This window comes from Pseudomonas sp. B21-036, from assembly GCF_024748925.1.
GTDB classification, from domain to species: domain Bacteria; phylum Pseudomonadota; class Gammaproteobacteria; order Pseudomonadales; family Pseudomonadaceae; genus Aquipseudomonas; species Aquipseudomonas palmensis.
Genome location: NZ_CP087178.1, coordinates 2,556,931 through 2,578,254 on the forward strand (window position 1 = coordinate 2,556,931; position 21,324 = coordinate 2,578,254).

General features: G+C 66.9%; 25 protein-coding genes. 12 read left to right on the forward strand and 13 right to left on the reverse strand.

Features of this window, described 5'->3' with window-relative positions; genetic code table 11:
- Positions 1–232: 232 nt before the first annotated feature.
- From LOY33_RS11405 to LOY33_RS11425, 5 genes are all read left to right on the forward strand, one after another.
- Positions 233–1,309 carry a sigma-54-dependent Fis family transcriptional regulator gene (locus LOY33_RS11405; RefSeq protein ID WP_043860049.1) on the forward strand — a complete coding sequence of 359 codons (1,077 nt, stop codon included), beginning with the start codon at positions 233–235 and terminating at the stop codon, positions 1,307–1,309.
- A gap of 195 nt (positions 1,310–1,504) precedes the next feature.
- On the forward strand, positions 1,505–3,187 hold the full coding sequence (locus tag LOY33_RS11410) for a nitrite/sulfite reductase (RefSeq protein ID WP_100632707.1): 1,683 nt from the start codon (positions 1,505–1,507) through the stop codon (positions 3,185–3,187).
- Positions 3,175–3,657 (forward strand): DUF934 domain-containing protein, encoded by a 483-nt coding sequence (locus tag LOY33_RS11415; protein WP_043860047.1) that lies wholly within the window; start codon positions 3,175–3,177, stop codon positions 3,655–3,657. Before LOY33_RS11410 ends, LOY33_RS11415 begins: the two co-directional genes overlap by 13 nt.
- A 75-nt stretch (positions 3,658–3,732) precedes the next feature.
- Positions 3,733–4,269, forward strand: coding sequence for a GNAT family N-acetyltransferase (locus LOY33_RS11420; protein ID WP_043860046.1), 537 nt, complete (start codon positions 3,733–3,735; stop codon positions 4,267–4,269).
- Positions 4,262–4,957 carry a glutathione S-transferase N-terminal domain-containing protein gene (locus LOY33_RS11425; RefSeq protein ID WP_043860045.1) on the forward strand — a complete coding sequence of 232 codons (696 nt, stop codon included), beginning with the start codon at positions 4,262–4,264 and terminating at the stop codon, positions 4,955–4,957. The genes LOY33_RS11420 and LOY33_RS11425 overlap by 8 nt, the downstream gene beginning before the upstream one ends.
- A gap of 54 nt (positions 4,958–5,011) precedes the next feature.
- Here the strand turns inward: LOY33_RS11425 and LOY33_RS11430 are convergent, their stop codons facing one another.
- From LOY33_RS11430 to LOY33_RS11440, 3 genes are all read right to left on the reverse strand, one after another.
- The gene (locus tag LOY33_RS11430) at positions 5,012–5,239 is read right to left on the reverse strand and encodes a DUF6555 family protein (RefSeq protein ID WP_043860044.1); all 228 of its coding nucleotides are present in this window, start codon (positions 5,237–5,239) and stop codon (positions 5,012–5,014) included.
- A 104-nt stretch (positions 5,240–5,343) separates the two neighbouring features.
- On the reverse strand, positions 5,344–5,904 hold the full coding sequence (locus tag LOY33_RS11435) for an ATP-dependent Clp protease proteolytic subunit (RefSeq protein WP_043860043.1): 561 nt from the start codon (positions 5,902–5,904) through the stop codon (positions 5,344–5,346).
- A gap of 49 nt (positions 5,905–5,953) precedes the next feature.
- Positions 5,954–6,127, reverse strand: coding sequence for a KGG domain-containing protein (locus LOY33_RS11440; protein ID WP_370409158.1), 174 nt, complete (start codon positions 6,125–6,127; stop codon positions 5,954–5,956).
- 214 nt (positions 6,128–6,341) lie between these two features.
- Here LOY33_RS11440 and LOY33_RS11445 point away from each other — a divergent pair, with 214 nt between their 5' ends.
- The 3 genes from LOY33_RS11445 (at position 6,342) to LOY33_RS11455 (ending at position 9,038) form a co-directional block, all read left to right on the forward strand.
- Positions 6,342–7,682: an iron-containing redox enzyme family protein gene (locus LOY33_RS11445; RefSeq protein ID WP_258662663.1), complete on the forward strand. Its 1,341-nt coding sequence runs from the start codon at positions 6,342–6,344 to the stop codon at positions 7,680–7,682.
- Between the two features lie 11 nt (positions 7,683–7,693).
- Positions 7,694–8,647 carry a class I SAM-dependent methyltransferase gene (locus LOY33_RS11450; RefSeq protein WP_043860041.1) on the forward strand — a complete coding sequence of 318 codons (954 nt, stop codon included), beginning with the start codon at positions 7,694–7,696 and terminating at the stop codon, positions 8,645–8,647.
- 127 nt (positions 8,648–8,774) lie between these two features.
- Complete coding sequence (locus LOY33_RS11455) at positions 8,775–9,038, forward strand: DUF1652 domain-containing protein (RefSeq protein ID WP_043860040.1); 264 nt, start codon at positions 8,775–8,777, stop codon at positions 9,036–9,038.
- A gap of 15 nt (positions 9,039–9,053) precedes the next feature.
- On the opposite strand, the gene LOY33_RS11460 is transcribed toward LOY33_RS11455, so the two are convergent.
- Positions 9,054–9,668, reverse strand: a complete 615-nt coding sequence (locus LOY33_RS11460) for a Yip1 family protein (protein ID WP_043860039.1) — start codon at positions 9,666–9,668, stop codon at positions 9,054–9,056.
- A gap of 189 nt (positions 9,669–9,857) precedes the next feature.
- Here LOY33_RS11460 and LOY33_RS11465 point away from each other — a divergent pair, with 189 nt between their 5' ends.
- Genes LOY33_RS11465 through LOY33_RS11475 form a run of 3 tightly spaced genes read left to right on the forward strand, consistent with a single transcriptional unit; the run spans position 9,858 to position 11,809 of the window.
- Complete coding sequence (locus LOY33_RS11465; RefSeq protein ID WP_043860038.1) at positions 9,858–10,028, forward strand: metallothionein; 171 nt, start codon at positions 9,858–9,860, stop codon at positions 10,026–10,028.
- Between the two features lie 27 nt (positions 10,029–10,055).
- The gene (locus LOY33_RS11470; RefSeq protein WP_043860037.1) at positions 10,056–10,964 is read left to right on the forward strand and encodes an SDR family oxidoreductase; all 909 of its coding nucleotides are present in this window, start codon (positions 10,056–10,058) and stop codon (positions 10,962–10,964) included.
- Between the two features lie 14 nt (positions 10,965–10,978).
- Positions 10,979–11,809 carry a Ku protein gene (locus tag LOY33_RS11475; protein ID WP_078481224.1) on the forward strand — a complete coding sequence of 277 codons (831 nt, stop codon included), beginning with the start codon at positions 10,979–10,981 and terminating at the stop codon, positions 11,807–11,809.
- 78 nt (positions 11,810–11,887) lie between these two features.
- On the opposite strand, the gene LOY33_RS11480 is transcribed toward LOY33_RS11475, so the two are convergent.
- Both LOY33_RS11480 and LOY33_RS11485 read right to left on the reverse strand, forming a co-directional pair.
- Positions 11,888–12,259 (reverse strand): DUF4440 domain-containing protein, encoded by a 372-nt coding sequence (locus LOY33_RS11480; protein ID WP_123753074.1) that lies wholly within the window; start codon positions 12,257–12,259, stop codon positions 11,888–11,890.
- A 5-nt stretch (positions 12,260–12,264) separates the two neighbouring features.
- A complete protein-coding gene (locus tag LOY33_RS11485; protein WP_258662664.1) occupies positions 12,265–13,458 on the reverse strand; it encodes an MFS transporter in 1,194 nt (397 codons plus the stop codon).
- A gap of 114 nt (positions 13,459–13,572) precedes the next feature.
- On the opposite strand from LOY33_RS11485, the gene LOY33_RS11490 reads away from it, so the two are divergent.
- Positions 13,573–14,460: a LysR family transcriptional regulator gene (locus LOY33_RS11490; RefSeq protein WP_258662666.1), complete on the forward strand. Its 888-nt coding sequence runs from the start codon at positions 13,573–13,575 to the stop codon at positions 14,458–14,460.
- A gap of 78 nt (positions 14,461–14,538) precedes the next feature.
- Here LOY33_RS11490 and LOY33_RS11495 read toward each other — a convergent pair whose 3' ends face one another.
- From LOY33_RS11495 to ligD, 7 genes are read right to left on the reverse strand one after another with little or no spacing between them, the layout of a single operon-like run.
- Positions 14,539–15,459 (reverse strand): DUF72 domain-containing protein, encoded by a 921-nt coding sequence (locus LOY33_RS11495; protein ID WP_258662669.1) that lies wholly within the window; start codon positions 15,457–15,459, stop codon positions 14,539–14,541.
- Positions 15,456–16,115, reverse strand: a complete 660-nt coding sequence (locus LOY33_RS11500; RefSeq protein WP_043860031.1) for a glycosyltransferase family 2 protein — start codon at positions 16,113–16,115, stop codon at positions 15,456–15,458. The genes LOY33_RS11495 and LOY33_RS11500 overlap by 4 nt, the downstream gene beginning before the upstream one ends.
- Complete coding sequence (locus LOY33_RS11505) at positions 16,112–16,711, reverse strand: trans-aconitate 2-methyltransferase (RefSeq protein WP_054914437.1); 600 nt, start codon at positions 16,709–16,711, stop codon at positions 16,112–16,114. The genes LOY33_RS11500 and LOY33_RS11505 overlap by 4 nt, the downstream gene beginning before the upstream one ends.
- A gap of 11 nt (positions 16,712–16,722) precedes the next feature.
- A complete protein-coding gene (locus LOY33_RS11510; protein WP_088515078.1) occupies positions 16,723–17,484 on the reverse strand; it encodes a PIG-L deacetylase family protein in 762 nt (253 codons plus the stop codon).
- Positions 17,481–18,524 (reverse strand): acyl-CoA dehydrogenase, encoded by a 1,044-nt coding sequence (locus tag LOY33_RS11515; RefSeq protein ID WP_258662670.1) that lies wholly within the window; start codon positions 18,522–18,524, stop codon positions 17,481–17,483. Before LOY33_RS11515 ends, LOY33_RS11510 begins: the two co-directional genes overlap by 4 nt.
- Entirely contained in the window at positions 18,521–18,793 is a 273-nt protein-coding gene (locus tag LOY33_RS11520) for a hypothetical protein (RefSeq protein WP_078481216.1), read from the reverse strand. Before LOY33_RS11520 ends, LOY33_RS11515 begins: the two co-directional genes overlap by 4 nt.
- On the reverse strand, positions 18,790–21,291 hold the full coding sequence (gene ligD / locus LOY33_RS11525; RefSeq protein WP_258662673.1) for a DNA ligase D: 2,502 nt from the start codon (positions 21,289–21,291) through the stop codon (positions 18,790–18,792). The genes LOY33_RS11520 and ligD overlap by 4 nt, the downstream gene beginning before the upstream one ends.
- Positions 21,292–21,324 lie beyond the last annotated feature (33 nt).

Genomic DNA, 21,324 nt, shown 5'->3' on the forward strand with positions numbered 1-21,324 from the left:
TCACGCAACTTGCTGAATCAGAAGGGTTTTACTGGTTTTATCCAGTCGCTGCCCAGCACCGCGCTGCTGATTCGCAAGCAACCCCCGGGGCCGGAGTGCTGCTGTGGCAGCAGTGCCTCAGCAGGTGGTTTCTGATAGGTGAAATTGGAATATACAAAGATGAATTAATAATTATTTGTTCTAATTTGTTTCGTGCACTATGGGCCGGCGCTATCAATGCCAGGAATGCACCATGTCGCTGATTACCCATCCCCATGCCCGGGAACTGACCAAATCCGTTCGTGCCACCGTGCTGGTGTTCAAGGACCCTCGCTCCCAGGAACTGCTGGCCCGTATCGAGCGCCTGGCGCCGAGCGAGGCCAACACCCTGATCATCGGCGAGACCGGCACCGGCAAGGAACTGGTGGCGCGGCATATCCACCAGTTGAGCCGGCGCGGTCGCGAACCGTTCGTGGCGGTGAACTGCGGCGCCTTTGCCGAAACCCTGGTGGAGAGCGAGTTGTTCGGCCATGAAAAGGGCGCATTCACCGGGGCCACCAACAGCAAGGCGGGCTGGTTCGAGGCGGCCAATGGCGGCACGCTGTTTCTCGACGAGATCGGCGACCTGCCGCTGAACATGCAGGTCAAGCTGCTGCGTGTGCTGCAGGAACGCGAAGTGGTGCGGCTGGGGTCGCGTACGCCGATCCCGATCAACGTGCGCCTGGTGGCGGCCACCAACGTCAACCTGGCCGATGCGGTGGTGGCGGGGCACTTTCGCGAAGACCTGTTCTACCGCCTGCACGTGGCGACCATCCGCCTGCCGCCGCTGCGCGAGCGCCCCGGCGACATCCTGCCGCTGGCCGAATTCTTTCTCGAGGAGCATTGCCAGCGCCTGGGCTACAGCCGCGCCAGCCTGAGCCTGGAGAGCGAGCGCAAGCTGCTGGGGCACAGCTGGCCAGGCAACATCCGCGAGCTGGAGAATGCCATTCACCATGCCTTGCTGGTGTGCCGCCAGCAGGTGGTGCAGCCGGCCGACCTGCACCTGGTGGACATGCGTTCGGTGGGTATCCGCCAGGAGGAGAGCGCCCAGCCGCTGCGCCTGCAGACGCCCGAGGCGCCAAGCCTGGAGGCGGCGCTGACGGCACTGTTCGAGCAGAACGTCGAGGATTTGTACGAGCATATCGAAGAGACGGTGTTTCGCACCGCGTACCGCTACTGCCACGGCAACCAGCTGCAGACCGGGCGCCTGCTCAACATCAGCCGCAACATCGTGCGGGCGCGGCTGGAGAAGATCGGCGAGCTCAAGCGTAGCGATACTGTCGGCCTGTAAGGGCCCTTCGCGGGTCAAGCCCGCTCCCACAGGTTGTGCACCGACTTGAGGGGCCGTGAACGTTCTGTGGGAGCGGGCCTGACCCGCGATACAGGCGCCACCGGGTCAACTGATCCGCATTAATCCCCCCAACCTGAATCTGTAACCCAGTACACCTCGAAGCCATAGTAGCGGCCTCCCTGATGAGGTCCGACCATGTATCACTACGACGAATACGATCGTGCACTGGTGTTCGAGCGCGTAGCCCAGTTCCGCGACCAGGTGCAGCGCTTCACTGCCGGTGAACTGAGCGAAGAAGAATTCCTGCCACTGCGCCTGCAAAATGGCCTGTACCTGCAAAAGCATGCCTACATGCTGCGCGTGGCCATCCCCTACGGCACCCTCGGCGCCCGCCAGATGCGCACCCTGGCCAGCATCGCGCGCGACTACGACCGCGGCTACGGCCACTTCACCACGCGCCAGAACATCCAGTTCAACTGGGTCGAACTGGCCCAGGTGCCGGATATCCTGCAGCGCCTGGCCGAGGTCGACATGCATGCGATCCAGACCTCCGGCAACTGCGTGCGCAACATCACCACCGAGGCCTTCGCCGGCGTCGCCGCCGACGAGATCATCGACCCGCGCCCGCTGGCCGAGATCCTGCGCCAGTGGTCGACCATCAACCCCGAGTTCCTGTTCCTACCGCGCAAGTTCAAGATCGCCATCTGCTCGGCCCGCCAGGACCGCGCAGCGATCATGATGCACGACATCGGCCTGTACCTTTACCGCGACGGGCGCCAGCAGATGCGCCTGCGGGTGATGGTCGGCGGCGGCCTGGGGCGCACGCCGATCCTGGGCCTGCAGATCCGCGAGGGCCTGCCGTGGGAGCACCTGCTGTCGTACGTCGAGGCCATCCTGCGGGTGTACAACCGCCATGGCCGGCGCGACAACAAGTACAAGGCGCGCATCAAGATCCTGGTCAAGGCACTGGGCATCGAGGCCTTTGCCCGTGAAGTTGAACAGGAATGGCAACACATCAAGGACGGCCCGGCGCAGCTCACCGAAGCCGAGTTCCAGCGGGTGGCCGAAGGCTTCGCGCCGCCACGCTACGCCGCGCAGCCCGACGGCGACCTGGACTACGGCACCCACCTGGCCATGGACCGCTCCTTCGCCCGCTGGGTCTCGCGCAACGTGCAGCCGCACAAGGTGGCCGGCTATGCCAGCGTGGTGCTGTCGACCAAGCCCGGCCCGGCGGCGCCCCCCGGCGACCTCACCGCCGAGCAGATGGACAACGTGGCCGACTGGTCGGAGCACTTCGGTTTCGGTGAAATCCGCATCGCCCACGAGCAGAACCTGATCCTGCCCGATGTCCGCAAGGCCGACCTGTACCCGCTGTGGCGTCTGGCCTGCGAGCAGGGCCTGGGCACCGCCAACATCGGCCTGCTGACCGATATCATCGCCTGCCCGGGCGGCGACTTCTGCGCGCTGGCCAACGCCAAGTCGATCCCCATCGCCCAGGCCATCCAGAGCCGCTTCGACGACCTCGACTACCTGCACGACCTGGGCGAGCTGAGCCTGAACATCTCGGGCTGCATCAACGCCTGTGGCCACCACCACATCGGCAACATCGGCATCCTGGGCGTCGACAAGAACGGCAGCGAGTGGTACCAGGTGACCCTGGGCGGGGCGCAGGGCAAGGCCAGCGCACTGGGCAAGGTGATCGGCCCGTCGTTCAGCGCCGCCGAGATCCCCCGCGTGATCGAGCAGATCGTGGCCACCTACTGCGCCTACCGCGAACTCGACGAGCCCTTCGTCGACACCGTGGCGCGGGTGGGGCTGGAGCCGTTCAAGGAGCGCGTCTATGCCAGGCAGCCGGAGGTGTCCACATGCGCAATGTGATCGCGATACGCCAAGGGCAGGCGCAGCTTGTGGAGGGCGACAGCTGGCAGTTGCTGCGCGAGCAGGAGGCGCCGCTGCCGACGGGCGCGCTGATTTTGCCGCTGCACCGCTGGCTGGCGCAGCCCAGTGGTTATCACGGGCTGTGGCTGGGGCCGGATGACGATGTCGAGTCGCTGCAGCTGTGGCTGGGCGTGCTGCCGCTGATCGCCATCGACTTCCCCTCGTTTCGCGATGGCCGTGGCTACAGCCAGGCCTACCTGCTGCGCACGCGGCTGGGCTGGCAGGGCGAATTGCGTGCTGTCGGCGATGTGCTGCGCGACCAGCTGAGCCACATGCGCCAGTGCGGTTTCGACAGTTTTGCCGTGCGCGAGGACAAGTCGGCAGCCGACGCGCTCAAGGGCCTGCAGGGCATGAGCGTGCTCTACGGGCGTTCGGTGATCGAGCCCAGGCCGCTGTTTCGGCGACGTTGAGTGCGTAGGGTGCTGTCGCGCCGATGATGGAACGGGCTACCATGCAGGTTCGCCCGTTGGACAGGATGTTGCAGCATGCTTTTCAGTACCCGTACTGCCCGGCCGGCCGATGCTGAAGCCCTCAGCGACATCGCCAGCCAGACCTTCGCCCTGGCAAGCCCCGCCGATTCGTCGGCCAAGGCGCTTGCCGCCTATATCCGAGGCCATCTTCAGCCCGAACACTTCTGCCTGCACCTGATCAGCCGCGCCAAGCAATTGCGCGTGCTGGAGCATGACGGCGTGGTGGTGGGCTACACCCTGATCGACAAGGCGGCGCAGGCGCTGGGTATCGAGGCGGCCGACGGCCTGCCGGAACTGAGCCGCTGCTACGTGCTGCCCGAGCACCATGGCCAGGGCGCGGCCCAGCGCCTGCTCGAGGACACCCTGGCCCAGGTGGGTGGGGCGATCCGCCTGACGGTCAACGAACACAACAGCCGGGCGATCCGCTTTTACCAACGCAATGGCTTCCGCCAGGTGGGCGAGGCCATTTTTGTCTGCGGGCCGGAACGTCACCGTGACTGGGTGATGGTGCGCGCCTGCGCCACTGCCGAACCAGAGGCTGCCGATGACTGATCTTTCTGCCTACCCCATCACCCGCAAATGGCCTGCCCGCCACCCCGAGCGCCTGCAACTGTATTCGCTGCCCACGCCCAACGGGGTGAAGGTGTCGATCATGCTCGAAGAGACGGGCCTGGCCTACGAGGCGCACAAGGTGGACTTTGCCACCGAGGATCAACTGAGCGCCGAGTTCATCTCGCTCAGTGCCAACAACAAGATCCCCGCGATCCTCGACCCGCACGGGCCGGGGGGCAAGCCGCTGGGGCTGTTCGAGTCGGGGGCGATCCTGCTGTACCTGGCCGAGAAGACCGGCCAGCTGCTGCCTGAAGACCCGGCTGCGCGCTACGAGACGATCCAGTGGCTGATGTTCCAGATGGGCGGCATCGGCCCGATGTTCGGCCAGGTGGGCTTCTTCAACAAGTTCGCCGGCAAGGCCTATGAAGACAAGCGTCCGCTGCAGCGCTACGTGGACGAGGCGCGGCGCCTGCTGGGCGTGCTGGACCGGCGCCTGCACGGGCGCGACTGGATCATGGGCGAGTACGGCATCGCGGACATCGCCACGCTGCCGTGGGTGCGCAACCTGATCGGTTTCTACGAAGCGGGGGATCTGGTGCGGATCGAAGAGTTCGTCGAGGTTCGACGCGTGCTGGAGGCGTTTCTGGCGCGGCCGGCGGTGCAGCGTGGCTTGCTGATTCCGGGTTGACCGGGTTGTGCTGCGGTCAGCGCGGGCCTGGCCCGCGCTGACCGCAGCGCCGTCTCAGTGGCTCTGGCGCCACGTCACCTCGGTGATTCCGTACCGCTCGGCCAGTGGCTTGCTGACCTTCTTTACCTTCTCGCGCCCATAGCGCGGAATATGCCCCACCCCGGCGTCACAGCTGGCCCAGTGCCAGGCTTCGGCGTTGTCCATCGCCTCGGCACGAATCACGAAGGACTTCTGTTTGCCGTGCAATTGATAGTCGATGACGAAGAGTTTTGCGTTGTTCATGGTTCCCTGAAAATCCTTTCAACGTGGTGACCGATGCGTGTTCACTCATACCGCCTAACTAAGTACCTTCCAGCCACCAAATAATTCAGTCTGATTGTTCGACATCAGTGTTCGGCGCTGACGGTGAGGTGGCGGGCATCGGTGTCGAACACTACCTGTTCCAGCCGGTGGGCCATGCCGCAGGCCAGCGAATCGTAGGCAGGGATCACCCGTTCCTCGGCCGACAGGCAGTGGATGATGTCCAGTTTGCGCTCGGCATGGGCGGTCTCCAGTTCGAAGATCCGCGCATAGCGCTCCAGGTCGTTGTTCAGGCTTGACAGGTATTCACGCAGGCGCGAGTGGTCCACCGCGCTCTGGCTGAAGTGCCAGGTCATGGGGTGGATCAGAAACCGCGAGTGGGGCACGGCCAGGCGTTCGCTGGCGGCCAGGTACATCACGATGCCCATGGATTCGATGTTGCCCGCATTCACCGCGCTGACCGGCACCGGCAGCGACTTGAGAAAGCTGTAGATCGAGAACCCCAGGTGGGTGCTGCCGCCGATGGTCGACAGGTTGAGCAGCAGGGCGCTGGCCCCTTCGTCGATCGCCTGCAGGCAACGGTCGCGAAAGCGCTCGGTGGTGCCCTGATCGATCGGGCAATGAAAGTGGATGACGTACTGCTTCATCAAGAGTCCTCAAGACCGACGCACCCTCGGTGCGCCGGTCGCTCGAGCGTCAGCTACGACCACCACCACTTGGTTTGCGGGTGTCAGACTTGGTGGCGTCAGGCTTCTTGTTGCCCTGGCTGCCAGCGCCGCCTCCGGAGGCCTGCCCACCTTTTTTGCCGGCTTCCGACGCCTTGTTCTTGTCGTTGGCAAAGTTTCCCGAGTTTTCTTTCTTGTCCATGATGCTGATCCTCATGTCATTGGGATGCGAAGCCTTGTGGACCTCACATAGGTGTGGAGATAGGCCACGGGGCAAAGTTTTAAAATCTTTGCGTGCATGAGACGAACGGTAAGCCCGCACGACTTTTTCATCCGCTTGGCGGGGCTGTGGAACTTTGCAGCGCAGCGCCCATTCCCTTGCATATCGACTGCAAGGGGCAGCCAAGAGGACAACGGCCATGACCGTGATGAACGCAACCCGCCCGACTGCCGACCTGGCGCAGGTTCAGGCCGGCGACCTGCTCAACCGCTACCAGGCGCTGCTGCGCGGTGACCTGGTGGGCAGTGCCGCCTGGCTGGCCGAGCAACTGCTGCGCACCCAGGGTCTGCAGGACGACCTGCCGGCAACCCCGGGCGAACTGGACGCGTGGACCGACCGGCGCACCGCCGCAGTTGCCGGCGAATACGCCGAGTACCTGGCCGGGCGCAAGGCCGGCGCGCCCCGGCGCTATTTCAGCACTCGCGCTCACGCGCTGTACTTTCTGCACCATGTGGCCCCCACCAAGGCGGTGGACGGCGCCTGGCTGCACGGGCTGCTGCGACACTGGGCCGACCCGCGCTATCACGGGCTGATCCGTATCTACCTCGAAGAGCTGGGCGATGGCGACCCGGCCTGCAACCATGTGCTGATCTATCGCCGCCTGCTGGCCGAGGCCGGTTGCCACGAGCCGGTGCCGCTGCCCGACGAGCGTTACCTGCAAGGCTGCCTGCAACTGGCGCTGGGGGCCAACAGCGACATGTTCCTGCCCGAGGTGATCGGCTACAACCTGGGCTATGAGCAACTGCCGTTGCACCTGCTGATCAGCGCCTACGAGCTCGACGAACTGGGCCTGGATGCCCAGTACTTTCGCCTGCACGTCACCATCGACAACGCCAGCAGCGGCCATGCACGCAAGGCCGTGCAGGCCCTGCAGCAGTTGCGCCCGGAGCAGGACGACGGGCGTTTCTACCAGCGCGTGGCCGCCGGCTACCGGCTCAACGACCTGGGCCAGGGCTCGGCGGCGATCATCGCAGGCTTTGACCTGGAGGCCGAGGTGGTAGCGCTGCTCGAACGCAAACGCGCCTTCGGCCAGCACATGCATTCGGACTACTGCCGCTTCCAGGGGCGCACCGTCAATCAATGGTTGGCCGAGCCGGGCAGCATGCCGGGCTTTCTTGGCGTGCTGGAACAGAAGGGTTGGATCAAGCGCGGGCAGGACCCACAGCTCAGCCGCTTCTGGCAGGTGATCGAGGGGCCGGGCGCGGCGATGTTCGGGGTGTTCAGCGTGTATGAGAAGCAGCTGCTGCATGACTGGATTGCCGGCGACTGGCAGCCGGCCGGCAACCCCGAACGTACCCAGGGCAGCGCCCTGCAACCCTCGGTGCCTTCGGACGACACCGCGCTCGAGATCGAGCTGCAGGCGCTGCCCGCACAGTGCCGTATCGAACGCCTGATCGACGCCATGGCCGGCAACCGCCATGCACTGCCGCGCGGCCTGCAGGCCACGCGGATGTACCGCCAGCTCACCGGCCTAAACTGAAGGAGTGCACCATGCTGCTGAACACCTGCCAGCCTGAAGCGGACAAGGCCCTGCTGCAACTGGGCCGGCGTCTGCAGGCCGACGGCTACCGCTTCACCTGCGTCACCCCGCTGACCCAGCAGCGCAACAACGAGCGCCAGAGCGCGGCGCGGGCGCGCACCCTGCGCGACATTTTTGGCTGGAATCGTCCGTTCACCGCTTCGCTGCTGTCGGCCGACGAACTGGCGCAGATGCGCGTGGCACAGATTCTCGACGAAGACGGCGACTGCTGGCGCAGCCGGGTGCGCTGGTCGAGCCTGGAGGACCTGCTGTTCGTGCATTCGGGCTTTCCCACCACGCAGGCCGATGCGGTGTTCTTCGGGCCCGACAGCTACCGTTTCGCACACTTCATTGCCAGCCACTTGCAGGGCCGCTTCAGCGAAATCAACCACGCGGTGGATATCGGCTGCGGGGCCGGGGTAGGGGCGATACTGATCGGCCGTGCACGCCGGCACGCCCAGGTCACCGCGCTGGACATCAACCCCGACGCCCTGCGCCTGAGCGCGATCAACGTGGCCCTGGCCGGGCTGGCCAATGTGTCGGTGGCGCACAGCGATGTACTGCAGGGCATTACCGGCAACTTCGACCTGATCGTCGCCAACCCGCCGTACATGCTCGATGCCGGCCGCCGCGCCTATCGGCACGGTGGCGGCAGCCTGGGCGCCGACCTGTCGCTGCGCATCGTCAACGAGGCAATTGGGCGCCTGAGCCAGGGCGGCACGCTGCTGCTGTACACCGGGGTGGCGATGGTCGACGGGCACGACCCGTTCCTTGCCGCCATCCGTGCCCAGCTCACCGCCCCGCAATGGTCGTGGCACTACCAGGAGCTGGACCCTGACGTGTTTGGCGAGCAACTGCTCGAACCTGGCTACGAGCAGGTCGAGCGCATTGCAGCGGTGGGGCTGACGGTGACGCGCAACGGCTGAACATGCCGGTGCGGTTTCATTGCCCCGGTCAATCAGATGCCGGGGGCTGTATTGGAGTTTTCGATTTGAATGTCGGGCCCGGGGGGCCCTTACTAGTGGTTACACCTGAGACATCGAGGGTTGCATCATGCCAATGAACGGAGTGTGTGATCTGGAACTGCGTCGCCTGATAGAAGGCGCCTTTCTGCCATGGCGCTGTGAAGTGGCGTGCAGCGACGGATTGGCGCTGACCATCCACCTGCCGGCCGATGCCGAGTATGCCGAGCTTACGGTCACGGGTATCCAGCTGAGCGCCTTGCCCGACGTGCGGGCCATCGCGGACCTGGTGGGTCAGATCCGCGAAGAGCGCCGCACCATGGGCCTGCAGCCGCGCAGGCTGTACCGCGCCTGACCCCCATGCGCCCGGCTAGCCCAGGCCGGCCGGGCGCAGGTATTCCGGTTGCAGGGTGTTGAACCAGAACAGGATCATCGACACCAGGATGGTCACCTGCACCAGCAACCCCACCCCCCACACGCTGGCCGAGTACAGCAGGCCGTCTTCCTTGCGGATGCGCATGAAGGTCGGCAGACCGGTGAACAGCAGAAAGGTCGCGTACACCGTGGCCGCGCCCAGTATCGTGACCGCCAGCCAACGGCTCGGGTACAGCCCGGCCAGCCCGGCTATGAAATACGGTGTGGCGGTGTAGGCAGCAAAGCCGATGCACTGGTTGAGGGTGGGGCGTGCATCGAAGGTACGCGACATCCAGCGGATGAATGCCCCCATCAGCACCGTGCCCGCCATGATCGCCAGAAACAGCAGGATGCACAGCTGCAACGCGCTGCTGGCACTCAGGCGCACGTTCTCGTTTTCGGCCAGGCTCCAGCCCACCGAGGTGATCCCGATGAACAGGCATACGGTGGGGATTAGTGCCAGCAACAGCAGGTGTGACAGGTAGTGACGCGGGTGGGCTTCCTCGTCGTGGCGAATATCGGCCCACGCCGAGTTGGGTTGGGTGAACAGCTTGACCAGGTGGCTTGTCATGGCGGTCTCCGGTACCGGGGCGAAAGGGCCCCTCGTGTTCTGTGGAGGTCACAAAGCGGCCAGGGTTTCATCGGCTTTGCCGCAAGCGGACCAACTGCCTTGAACCATTGCGCGCGCGGGCCGGTCACTTCTTGCAGGGGCGCCAAACGGCGCCACCGATGACGACCATCACCTTCAGGAGTCAAGACCATGGACCAACAGACCTGTGCCTGCCCGGACTGCAACTGCAAGGTCGGCGACAACCCCGTGCAACGCGAAGGCAAGTCTTATTGCTGTCAGGCCTGCGCCGATCATCACCCGGCCGGCAAACCCTGTTCTGCCAGTGGCTGCGGCTGCGCCAGGCAGGCCCCCACGCACTGAGGCACTGAACCGTACCGGAGGATCCCGATGTCGACGCCAAAACCCAGCAACCAGTACAGCATGCGCAACCCGCTGACCCAGTACCCGCAACCGCCGTTTCCGGCCCAGGGCCAATCGGCGCCGGGGCTGGACAGCGGCATGCAACCCAAGCCGGACCACGGTGAGCACAGCTACCAGGGCTTTGGCCGGCTCCAGGGGCGCAAGGCGCTGATCACGGGCGCCGACTCCGGGATCGGCCGTGCGGTGGCCATCGCCTTTGCCCGCGAGGGTGCGGACATCGTGCTCAACTACCTGCCCATCGAGCACAGCGATGCCAAGGAAGTCATCCAGTTGATCGAGGCCGAGGGCCGGCGTGCCATCGCCTTGCCGGGCGACCTCAAGGACGAGGCCTTTTGCCGCGAACTGGTCAGCCAGGCCCACGACCAGTTGGGCGGGCTGGACATCCTGGTCAACGTGGCAGGCAAGCAGGTGGCGCGCAAGCAGGTGGGCCAGGTCAGCAGCGAACAGTTCGACGCCACCATGAAGACCAACGTGTACGCGCTGTTCTGGCTGTGCCAGGCGGCCGTGCCGCTGATGCCGGCCGGGGCCACCATCATCAACACCGCATCGATCCAGTCGTACCAGCCGTCGGCGACCCTGCTCGACTACGCCACCACCAAGGCGGCGATCGTGGCCTTTACCAAGGCCCTGGCCAAGCAGGTGATCGAGCGCGGCATCCGTGTCAACGCGGTGGCACCGGGGCCGATCTGGACGGTGCTGCAGCCCAGCGGCGGGCAGCCGCCGGAGAAGATCCCCGACTTCGGCGGGCACACGCCGATGAAGCGCCCCGGCCAGCCGGCCGAGTGTGCGCCGCTGTACGTGCTGCTGGCGTCGCAGGAATCCAGTTACATCACCGGTGAAGTGTTTGGCGTGACCGGTGGCAACCCATTGCCTTAGGCGAGGAGACGAGCATGGCCAGCAGGGCGATCTGGAAGGGCGCGATCAGTTTCGGGCTGGTGCATATCCCGGTGTCGCTGACCACGGCGGTCAGCAGCGACCGGGTCGATTTCGACTGGCTCGACAAGCGCAGCATGGACCCGGTGGGCTACAAGCGGGTGAACAAGGTCACCGGCAAGGAGATCGACAAGGAGCATATCGTCAAGGGCGTGGCGTTCGAGAAGGGCCGCTATGTGGTGATCAGCGAGGACGAGATCCGCAAGGCGCGGCCCGAGGCCACCCAGACCATCGATATCTTCTCGTTCGTGGGCAGTGACGAGATCCCGCTGCAGCACTTCGACACGCCGTACTACCTGGCGCCGGACAAGCGCGGTGGCAAGGTCTATGCGCTGCTGCGCCAGACCCTGGAGAGCACCGGCAAGGTGGCGCTGGCCAAGGTGGTGCTGCATACCCAGCAGCACCTGGCGCTGCTGCGCCCGCTGGAGGACGCCCTGGTGATGATCACCCTGCGCTGGCCCGATGAGGTCCGCGGGCTCGAAGGGCTGGAGCTGGACAAGAGCGTGAGCGCGGCCACGGTGGACAAGAAGGAGCTGCAGATGGCCAAGCGTCTGGTGGAGGACATGGCCGGGCACTGGACGCCGCAGGAGTACCACAACGACTTCAAGGACACCATCATGGCGCTGGTGGAGGAGAAGGCCAGCCAGGGCAAGATCGCCACCGTGGAGGCACCCGAAGACCAGGCAGCGGGCAAGGGGGCGGACATCATCGACCTCACCGAGCTGCTCAAGCGCAGCCTGGGTGGGGGCAAGAAGGCGCCGGCCAAGAAGGCAGCGCCTTCGCGGTAGGAGCCGGCGTTGCCGGCGAAGGCCACACCGCGGTCTGTCGGGCTTTTTCGGTGTTCGCTTCGCCAGCAAGGCTGGCTCCTACACAGGCTGCGGCGTTACCGCGGTCTCCTGCAAATGCAGCCACTTGCCCTGCCCATCGAACACCACCGTCGACCAGCGCAGCGTGGTCTGGCCGCTGTCATCCTGCTGATGCTCGCGATAGGTCACCACCCCCGGCGCCACGTCGTGCATCTCATCGATCTCGATGCGCAGGCCAGGCCGCGAGCCATAGGCCTGGGCAAAAAAAACCTCCAGCTGCGCCTTGTCGAGCACCGTGCCCTTGAGCGTGAACATCGAGAACCCCTCGGCAAAGCGCTCCAGCAACGGCGGCCGTGCCTCGCCGGCCAGCCACTGGCGGATCTGCACATGCGCCTCCAGCACCTCTTCAAACCCCGCATTACGCTCTGGCATTGCACTCACTCCACAGGTTGAACAAACAGGGCCCGGGCGCCCGGCAGGCGCAGCACCCAGGGCAAGGGCAGCAAGGTCAGCGCGGCGCCCAGCGCCAGCGCTTGCGCGTAGGCTGTAGGCTCCGGCAATCGCCAGTCGAGCACTGCGCCGAGCAACGCCACCCCGAAAAAGAAACTCAACTGCCGGTTCAGGCTCCACAGCGCACTGGCCGCGCCCATGGCCGCCTCGGGGATCGCCACGAACGCCGCCGTCTGCGCGGTGCTGCTGCACAGGCTGCTGCCCAGGCCCAGCAGCGCATACAGCAGCACCAGCCAACCGGGGTGGGCGACCAGCCAGGGGCTGGCCAACGCCAGCACCGCCAGGCTTTGAATGCCCATGCCGGCCAGCAGCAGCGGGCGTGGGCCCAGTGCGTTGAAGCGCCACCGGCTCAGGGCGATCGCCGCCAGCGCACCGGCGGCCCACGGCAGCATCAGCCCGCCGGTGGCAGTGGCGCTCAGGCCCAGCGTGCCTTGCAGGTACAGCGCCGCCACCAGGTTGATCCCCATGAACACGCCCGGTACGCACAGGTAGATGAGCATGGCGGTGTGCAGCAGTGGCTGGCGCAACAGGCGCAGGTCCAGGGCCGGCCGTGCGCTGGGCTGGGGCCGACCGCCGGGCAGCCAGGCCAGCACCAGCGCGGCGCACGCCAGGGTGGGCGCAAGCAGGGCGAAGAACACCCAGCGCCAGTCGCCCTGGTCGGCCATCAGCCCGCCCAGCGCCGGCGACAGCGCCGGCACCAGCAGGGCCACCATCATCACCCGCGAGGTGAGGCCGGCGCGCTCGCTGGCGGGGCAGGCGCGGTAGGCCAGCGCCTGGCCCACCGGGATCAGCAGGCCGCCACCCAGGCCCTGCAGCAGGCGCCAGCCGATCAGTGCCTCGATGCTCCGGGCCGAGCCTGCCAGGGCACAGCCCAGGCCGAACAGGGCCAGTGACAGCAGCAGGGTGGCGCGCTCGCCGATGCGCTGCGCCAGCCCTTTACCCAGCGGGATGATCAGGGTCAGGCCGAGCATGTAGGCGTTGCCGACCCAGCCCAGCTGCGTGACCGAGGCGCCGAGCTGGCGCTGCAGGGCGGGGTAGGCGCTGTTGAGCACGAACAGGTTGAGCAGGTCGAGGGCAAAACCCATCAGGAAGATCAGGCTGACTTTGCTGCGAAAAGGCATGACGGGGCGCCGCTGGAGAACGATGGGCGCAGTGTAGGGCGGTGCTGATGATTGAATAAGCCCCGCAATACTGCCAGATTGGTCGAATTATTTTGACAATCAAGGGGCCTTTGCATGGTCAGCCTGGACCGTTTCGAGCTGTTTTGCGCCGTGGTGGAGGCGGGGTCGTTCACGGCGGCGGCCACACGCCTGTGCCAGACCCGCGCCGCGGTCAGCTTCGGTATCAAGCAGCTGGAGGCGCAGCTGGGCGTGACCCTGCTGATCCGCACCACGCGCCGGGTGGCGTTGACCGATGCCGGCGAGGGCTTCTACCGTCAGTGCCTGCTGGTGCTGGAGCAGGCGCGGCTGGCCATCGAGCAGGCGCGTGCCGAGCATGGCGGGTTGCAGGGCAGCCTGCGGGTCACCTCCACGGTGGAGTACGGTTTGCGCGTGGTGGCGCCGGCCTTGCAGCTGTTCATGCGCGAGCACCCGTTGCTCAACGTGCGGCTGGAAACCCACACCAGCCATGCGGACCTGGTGCAGGAGCGCTTCGACGTGGCCATCCGGTTGGGGCAGGCGCAGGACTCAGGCTACCGCGGGGTGTGCCTGGAGACCTATGCAGTGCACCTGGTGATGGCGCCGGGCGTGGGCGTGCCGGGGGCGACCCTTGCCCAGGTGAACGCCTTGCCCAGGCTGGTGCATGGGCGTTTCGAGCGCCAGGCCGGTTGGGCGTTGCTCGATCAGAGGGGGGAGGCGGCGGTGTACGAGCCTTCGGGCCGGGCGGTGATGGTGGCAGACAATGCCTCGATCCTGCGTTCGTTCGCCTTGCAGGGGCTGGGCGTGGCGCTGCTGCCGGCCTGGTTGATCGAGGACGACCTGCGTACCGGGCGTCTGCTGGATGCATTGCCGGGGTATCGCTTTGCCGAGCAGAGCGTGTACGCGCTGTACCCGGCCAGCACCCACGTGCCGCGCAAGGTGCGGGCCTGGATCGATTTTCTCAAGGGCTATGTGAACGGCATGTAGGCGCCGGCGTTGCCGGCGAAGGGGCGCGCTGCGTTGGCCGGTGTTTCGCGGTGTCCGGTTCGCCAGCCAGGCGGGCTCCTACAGCGCAGCACCCGGTGTCGCTTCCAGGCCCTTGTCCAGCTTCAGCAGCTCCAGCAACCGTCTGGCGTCATAGGGCGCGCGCACCTTGATGTCGTTGTCGAAGTAGCAGTACACATCGCGATGCGCCGCCTTCGGCGCCGCACTTGCCGCATCGATCAAGCGCGCATCCCCAGGCTGCGCCCCGCGTTTCCACGCCTGGATACGCTTTTGCCAGCCGCGCAGGGCCGCCTCTGAATAACCGCTGCTGTACAGCGCCACATCCCCATGCAGGCGCATGTACACGAAGTCGCTGGTCAAGTCCTCCACATGCGGCCACTTCTTCGCCGTGTCGGCCACCACCAGCGCTACCCGGTACTTGCGCAGCAACGCCACGAACGCCGGGTCCAGAAAGCTCTCGTGACGCACCTCCACTGCATGGCGCACCACCTGCCGGTCGGCGCCCTCCAGGTAACCCGCACGCTGCATCCGCTCGGCACACTGCGCGGCCAGGGCCTTGGCCTGCTTGCCGGTGTGCGGCAGGCGCGCCAGAAACGCATCGAACAACCCCTCGTCAAAACGCATGTTCGGCGGGAACTGCCACAAGGTCGGCCCCAGCTTGCTGCCCAGCGACAGGGGGCCGGAGGCATAGAAGTTGGCCATCGGTTCGTCGATCTCGCGCAGGCGCTTCACGTGGGTGATGAAGCGCGGCGCCTTGACGCTGAACACGAAGCCTGGCGGCGTTTCGGCCGCCCAGCCGGCGAAACGCTCGGGACGTTGCAGCGCATAGAAGGTGCCGTTGATCTCGATGCTGTTGACCGCCCGCGAGGCGAAGTGCAGCTCGTCCTTCTGGCGCAGGCCCTCGGGGTAGAAGTCGCCCCGCCACGGCACATAGCGCCAGCCCGAGATGCCGATATGCACCTGCGCCGCACCACGGCTCACGGGGTAGCCGCCAGGGTGGTGAGGAAGTCGCCGAAGCCGCCCCGCGCCCGGCAGTCGCCACGGCTGCTGGTGGACACGCTGTTGCGTGCCGTCCACACGATGCGCGCCCCGCTCAGTTCAAGGTCGCTGATCAGTTGCACGTCTTCGTCCAGCGGCACGGGCCGGAACCCGCCGACCCGCTGGTAGGCCCTGGCGCAGATGCCCAGGTTGGCGCCATGGATGTGCCGGTGGTCCTCGCGGGCCTGGTAGTGGGCCAGGTAACGCGCCTGCAACGCCGCATCCTGGTGCGCCTGCCATTGCTCCACGTGCACCGTGCCGCACACGGCGTCGGCGGCGCAGTCCAGCTGGCACACCAGCCAGTCGGCCGGCACGCAGCTGTCGGCGTCGGTGCAGGCCAGCCAGCGCGCGCCGCGCTCGAGCATCCAGCTGGCGCCGGCACGCCGGGCGTAGCCCACGTTGCGTGCAGTGACCTGCAGGGTGTGCACGCCGTGCGCCAGGGCAATGGCTTGGCTGGCATCGCTGCACTGGTCGAGCACCACCACGATCTCTACGCGCTCGCCAAGGGCCTCGGCCTGCGCCGCCGCCTGCCCGAGGGCGCGCAGGCAGGCCGGCAGGTACTGTTCTTCGTTATGCGCGGGGACGATCACGCCGATCATAGGCAAGGCTCCTGCAGGTCAATGGCACACGGCTGGCAACACCAGTATTCGAGCAGGAAGTCGGCTTCCTCGTGGCGCACGGCGCGGTACAGCGGCAGGCGCTGATCGAGCAGGGCGTGTACCTGGCGGCCATCCTGCGGGCAGCCGTCGATGGGGTGCAGCCAGTGGCAGGCCAGCAGCGCACCGCCAGGGCTCAGGCTGGCCACGGCCTGTTCGATCACCTGCAGCCACTGCGCGGGGTCGAGGTAGTAGCCGATCTCGCTGAGCACGATCAGGTCGAACTCGCCCCCCGGCCAGTCGCCGGGCAGGTGGCCCTGGCTCACACTGGCCTGGGGGCAGGCTGCCAGGCGCCGGCGCGCAAGCTCCACGGCAGTGGCATTGAGGTCCTGGCACAGCAGGGCCTCGGTGCGCTCGGCCAGCGCTGCACTGAGCTCGCCGTTGGCGCAGGCGGGCTCGAAGATGCGCGTGTAGTACTGGCGCGGCAGGCAGGCCAGGGTCAGGTCGCGCTTGCGCTTCTCGTACCAGCGGGTCCGAAAGGCCCAGGGGTCTTCATCGTGCTCGAACAGCTGTTCGAAATACTGCGGCGATACGCTCATGGAAACACCCGTCATAGAAACAGCAGTTCGAAAGGTTGCAGAAGGCGTTGCAGGGTGGTCTGGCTCAACACCGGTGGCTGCTCGCCATCGGCATGGAGCTGGCTGGCATGCGCGGCGATGGCGGCGCGCTTGCGCGCAAGTTGCTGCGGGCTGAGCGCCAGCTTGCGCGCACGGCGCCACGGCAGGCGCGGGTCGTCCGGCCGGGCCCAGTGCCAGGCCCAGATCGGCACCTCGATCAGTTGCGCGCCCACGGTCTGCGCCGCCTGTGCGCTGGCACGGCCCACGGCCTCGTGGTCGCAGTGGCCGTCCAGGCGCCAGGTGCTCAGCACCCGGTCGTCGGGGCGCAGGCAACGCACCAGCGCATGGGCCAGCTGCGCTTCGTGCGCGGCCACGCCACTGTCGGCCAGGTGCAGGCGCTGCCAGGCCACCCGGTCGACGTCCAGCCCCAGCGCGGCCAGGGCTGCGCGGCTTTCCAGGGGGCGCTGCACGCGCAGGCGCTCGCCTGGCCAGGCGAGCGAGCCGGGGTGGCTGCCTTCGCCATCGGTCACCGACACCAGCAGCAGCGCCTGCTCACGGCCGCAGAAGGTCGACAGCAGGCCACCGCAACCGAGCACCTCGTCATCCGGGTGGGGCGCCACCACCACCAGGCGCGCACCGGGGGGCAGCAGCTCATCGGCCTGCACCGTGGCGACCTGGGCCAGGGCGCTGGACGCCTGCCACAGCGACAATGGCGTGCCACTGCCGGCTGCCTTGATCGGGTTGTCGACGCTCATAGCTGCCACCCGCCGGCTTCACGCCCGGCCAGTTGCCGGCCCAGTTCGGCCAGGTCGCGCTCGGCGTGGCTCTGGCGCAGGAACACCGGCAGGTCGGCGCTGAGCCGGGCGAAGTGGCTGTTGCGGCAGAACGGGGTGGCACCCAGGGCGCGGCCCACGTGCGTCAGCACCAGGGTGGCGGCGTATTCGACCTGGGCGCGCACCCGGCGTACGGCGAACTGGGCATCGGCCTGGGGCTGTGCGTCGATCTGTGCGGCGCACTCGCGCAGGGCTGCAGCGGCGCCGCACAGGGCAGCGTCTACCGCGCCCAGGTGGGCGTCGGCGTGGGGGTCGGGGCGTGGCTGGCGACAGTGTTCGCGCAGGTAGTCGGCCAGGGCCTCGGCGGCGCCGTACCAGCAGGCGGCGATGCCGGCGCCGCCGTGCCAGAAGCCGGGGCGACTGAGGTACTGGCCAGGGCCACCCACCAGGTGCGCCGGGGTGTGTTCCAGTTCCAGCTCGACGCTGGCGGTAATGCCCATGCCCACCGCCTGCCAGCCGTCTGCCACCCGGTGCAGACCCGTCTCGGCAAGGTCCAGCGCCACCAGTTGCGGCTGTTCGTCTTCGTCCCAGGCGGTGAGCAGGCCGTGGTCGATCTGCAGCGCGCCGGAGCACCAGGCCTTGCGCCCCTGCAGGTACACCCGCTGGTTGTCGCGAGCCACGATGCGCACCCGTGCACTGGGCGGCTCGGCCGCCCACACGCCCCAGGTCCCGTTGCCGGCCAGGTGCGCCCCGGCGCATTCGGCGAGTATCGCCAGGGCATCGGTATGCCCTTCATACAGCTTGGCCAGGGCCAGGTCGGCGCCGGCCACCCGCGCCAGGGTCTGCCAGCGCTGAAGCGTCTGGCCCTGGCCGGGCAACGGCAGGCGTTCCAGGCCGGCTGCCTGCAGGGCCTGCATCAGTTCGAGCAGCTGGCTGTCCAGGTTCAGCGGTTGCGGGCGCTCGGCGAACTGGCGCAGCAGGGTGTCCAGGCGGCCCAGGTCGAAGGTTTGAACAATGCTCATGAGGCGGACTCCTTGGGGCACGCAGCGTGGGTCGAGGTATTCTTTTTCAGGCCGCGCAGGTTCATGGCGCACAGGCAGAACTGCAGCACGATCAATGCCCAGGCCTCGGTCTGCCAGCCCCACACCACCCACAGCAGGTTGCTGGCCATGAAGCAGCAGAAGCCGATGCGCCGCCGACGCGGCTGACGCGAGCCGATCCACCAGGCTGCCACCAGGGTGAGCAGCATGGCCGGCCACTGCAGCAGGTCGATCCAGTCCAGGCCCTTCATGCCACGCCCATGCGCTTGCGCAGCGCGACGGTGAGCGACTGGCGGGTCTTGTCGTAGTCGGCCCAGGGGTCGTCGCCATTGGCCAGGCGCTCGCCCAGGTTGTGCAGGTTCCACTGGTTGGCGCCCTTGAGTTCGGTGAGCTCTTCGCGGCGGATCGGTACCGACACCGGCAGCCCTTCGCGGGCGCGCAGCGAATAGGCGCACACGGTGGTGGCGCCACGGGCGTTGCGCAGGTAGTCGATGAAGATGCGCCCCACGCGGTTCTTCGGCCCCGAAACGGCGGACAGCCGGTCGGGGAACAACCCTGCCATGTGGGTGACGATGGCATGGCTGAACGCCTTGACTTCGTCCCAGCCGGCACGCCGGGTCAGCGGCACCACCACATGCATGCCCTTGCCGCCACTGGTTTTCAGAAACGCCTGCAGGCCCAGTTCGTCGAGCAGCGCCAGGGTCAGCTGGGTCGCTTCGACCATCGCCTTCCAGGGCAATGCCGGGTCGGGGTCGAGGTCGAGCACGAAACGGTCGGGTTTGTCGAAGTCCCTGGCGGTGGCGTTCCAGGTGTGCAGTTCCAGGGTGTTCATCTGTACCGCGCCCAGCAGGGTGTCGGCGCGGTCGATGATCATCACTGCCTGGCCGGCCTCGGCCTTGTCGTGACTCTCCAGGCCCGGGATGTTCAGCTGGGCGGCGTTCTTCTGGAAGAAAAGCTCGCCGCTCAGGCCCTCCGGTGCGCGTACCAGCGCCACGGGGCGGCGCTTGAGGTGCGGCAGGATCCATTCGGCGACCTGGGCGTAGTACTCGGCCACCTGGCGTTTGTCGGTGCCGCTGCTGGCATCGATCACCCGGTCGGGGTGGGTGATGCGCAGGGTGTTGTCGGAGGCTTTGCGGGTAGGCGCTTTCACGGGTTTCTCCAGGCCGATGGCGCGGGCCGGCTTGTCTTCGCGCAGGCCATGGAACACCGAATGGCGTACCACCCCTTCGCGGGTCATCTGGGCGTAGGCCACCTCGGCCAGCAGCTGCGGCCTGAGCCAGTGCACGCCGCGGGCTTCGGCGCCGGTGGGTGGGTTGGCGACCGCGGGCTTTTTCACCTCGAGCGGGGTGAGGCGCTGGAGCAGGCTCTGCAGGGTGGCGGTATTGAAGCCGGTGCCGACCTTGCCGGCGTAGCGCAGCTGGCCGCTGTCGGCGTCGTGTACCCCCAGCAGCAGGGCGCCGAAGGCGGCGCGGCTGCCCTTGGGTTCGGTGAAGCCGACGATCACGAATTCCTGGCGCTGCTTGCACTTGAGCTTGATCCAGTCGTGACTGCGCCGCGATACATAGAGGCTGTCGGCACGTTTGCCGATCAGGCCCTCCATCTGCATCTGGCAGGCGCTGGCCAGCAGGGACTCGGGGGCTTCGTCGAAGTCGGCACTCAAACGCAGGCGTTGTTCGTCGGCCGGTTCAAGCACGGCCGCCAGGGCGGCGCGCCGCTCCTGCAACGGGCATTGGCGCAGGTCCATGCCATTGAGGTAGGGCAGGTCGAACAGGTAGTAGACGATGTTGGCATCGGTGTCGCTGTCGAAGGCGTTCTGCAGGGCCTGGAAGTCGGCGATACCCTCGGCGTTGGCCACCACCACTTCGCCATCCAGCCAGGCCGAGCTCAGCCCCAGGCTGGCCAGGGCCTTGGCCTGCAGGGGCATGCGCGTGGTCCAGTCGTGGCCGTTGCGGGTGAACAGGCGCACGTCGTCGCCGTCGATGCGCGCCAGGATGCGGTACCCGTCGAACTTGACCTCGTAGCGCCAGTCGCCTTGTGGCGGGGTTTCCACCAGGGTGGCCAGTTGCGGCGTGAGGGCGGCGGGCAGGATGGCCTTCCTGGCCGCACTCAGTGTGCCGGCCCTGGCTGGGCGGCGAAGTGGGGGGGCGGCCTTGGGCTTGTCCTTGTCCTTGTCTTTGCCCTTGGTGCGCGGGATCAGGCTGCGCTCGCTGAGCACGCTGTCGGGCTGGGCCTGCAGCACGTCGTAGTCGGCCTCGGCGCGGGCAGCCTCGTCGTCGGACTTGACCAGCATCCACTGTTCCTTCTTGCCGCCAAGGCGGGTGCGAAACAGATGCCAGGTGCCGTTCAGCTTTTCGCCCTGCAGGCGAAAGCGCAGCTTGCCGCTGGCATAGCCCTGGGCCGGGTCGCCCTCGGGCAGCCACACGCCGCGGTCCCACACGATCACTTCGCCCGCACCGTAATGGCCTGCGGGGATGCTGCCCTCGAAGCTGGCGTAGTCCAGCGGGTGGTCTTCGACGTGGACGGCCAGGCGCTTGACCTTGGGGTCCAGTGACGGGCCCTTGGGGATGGCCCAGCTCTTGAGGGTGCCGTTCAGCTCCAGGCGAAAGTCGTAATGCAGGTGGCTGGCGTCGTGCTTCTGGATGCAGAACTGCAATGCCTGCGCGTGCGCACCGCGGCGGGCCTTGCCGGCCGGCTCCGGGGTGGCGTCGAAGTTGCGCTTGCGCTGGTATTCCTGCAGTGGCTTGGCCATTGCCGTGCTCCATCGTTCATACAAACCCTATGA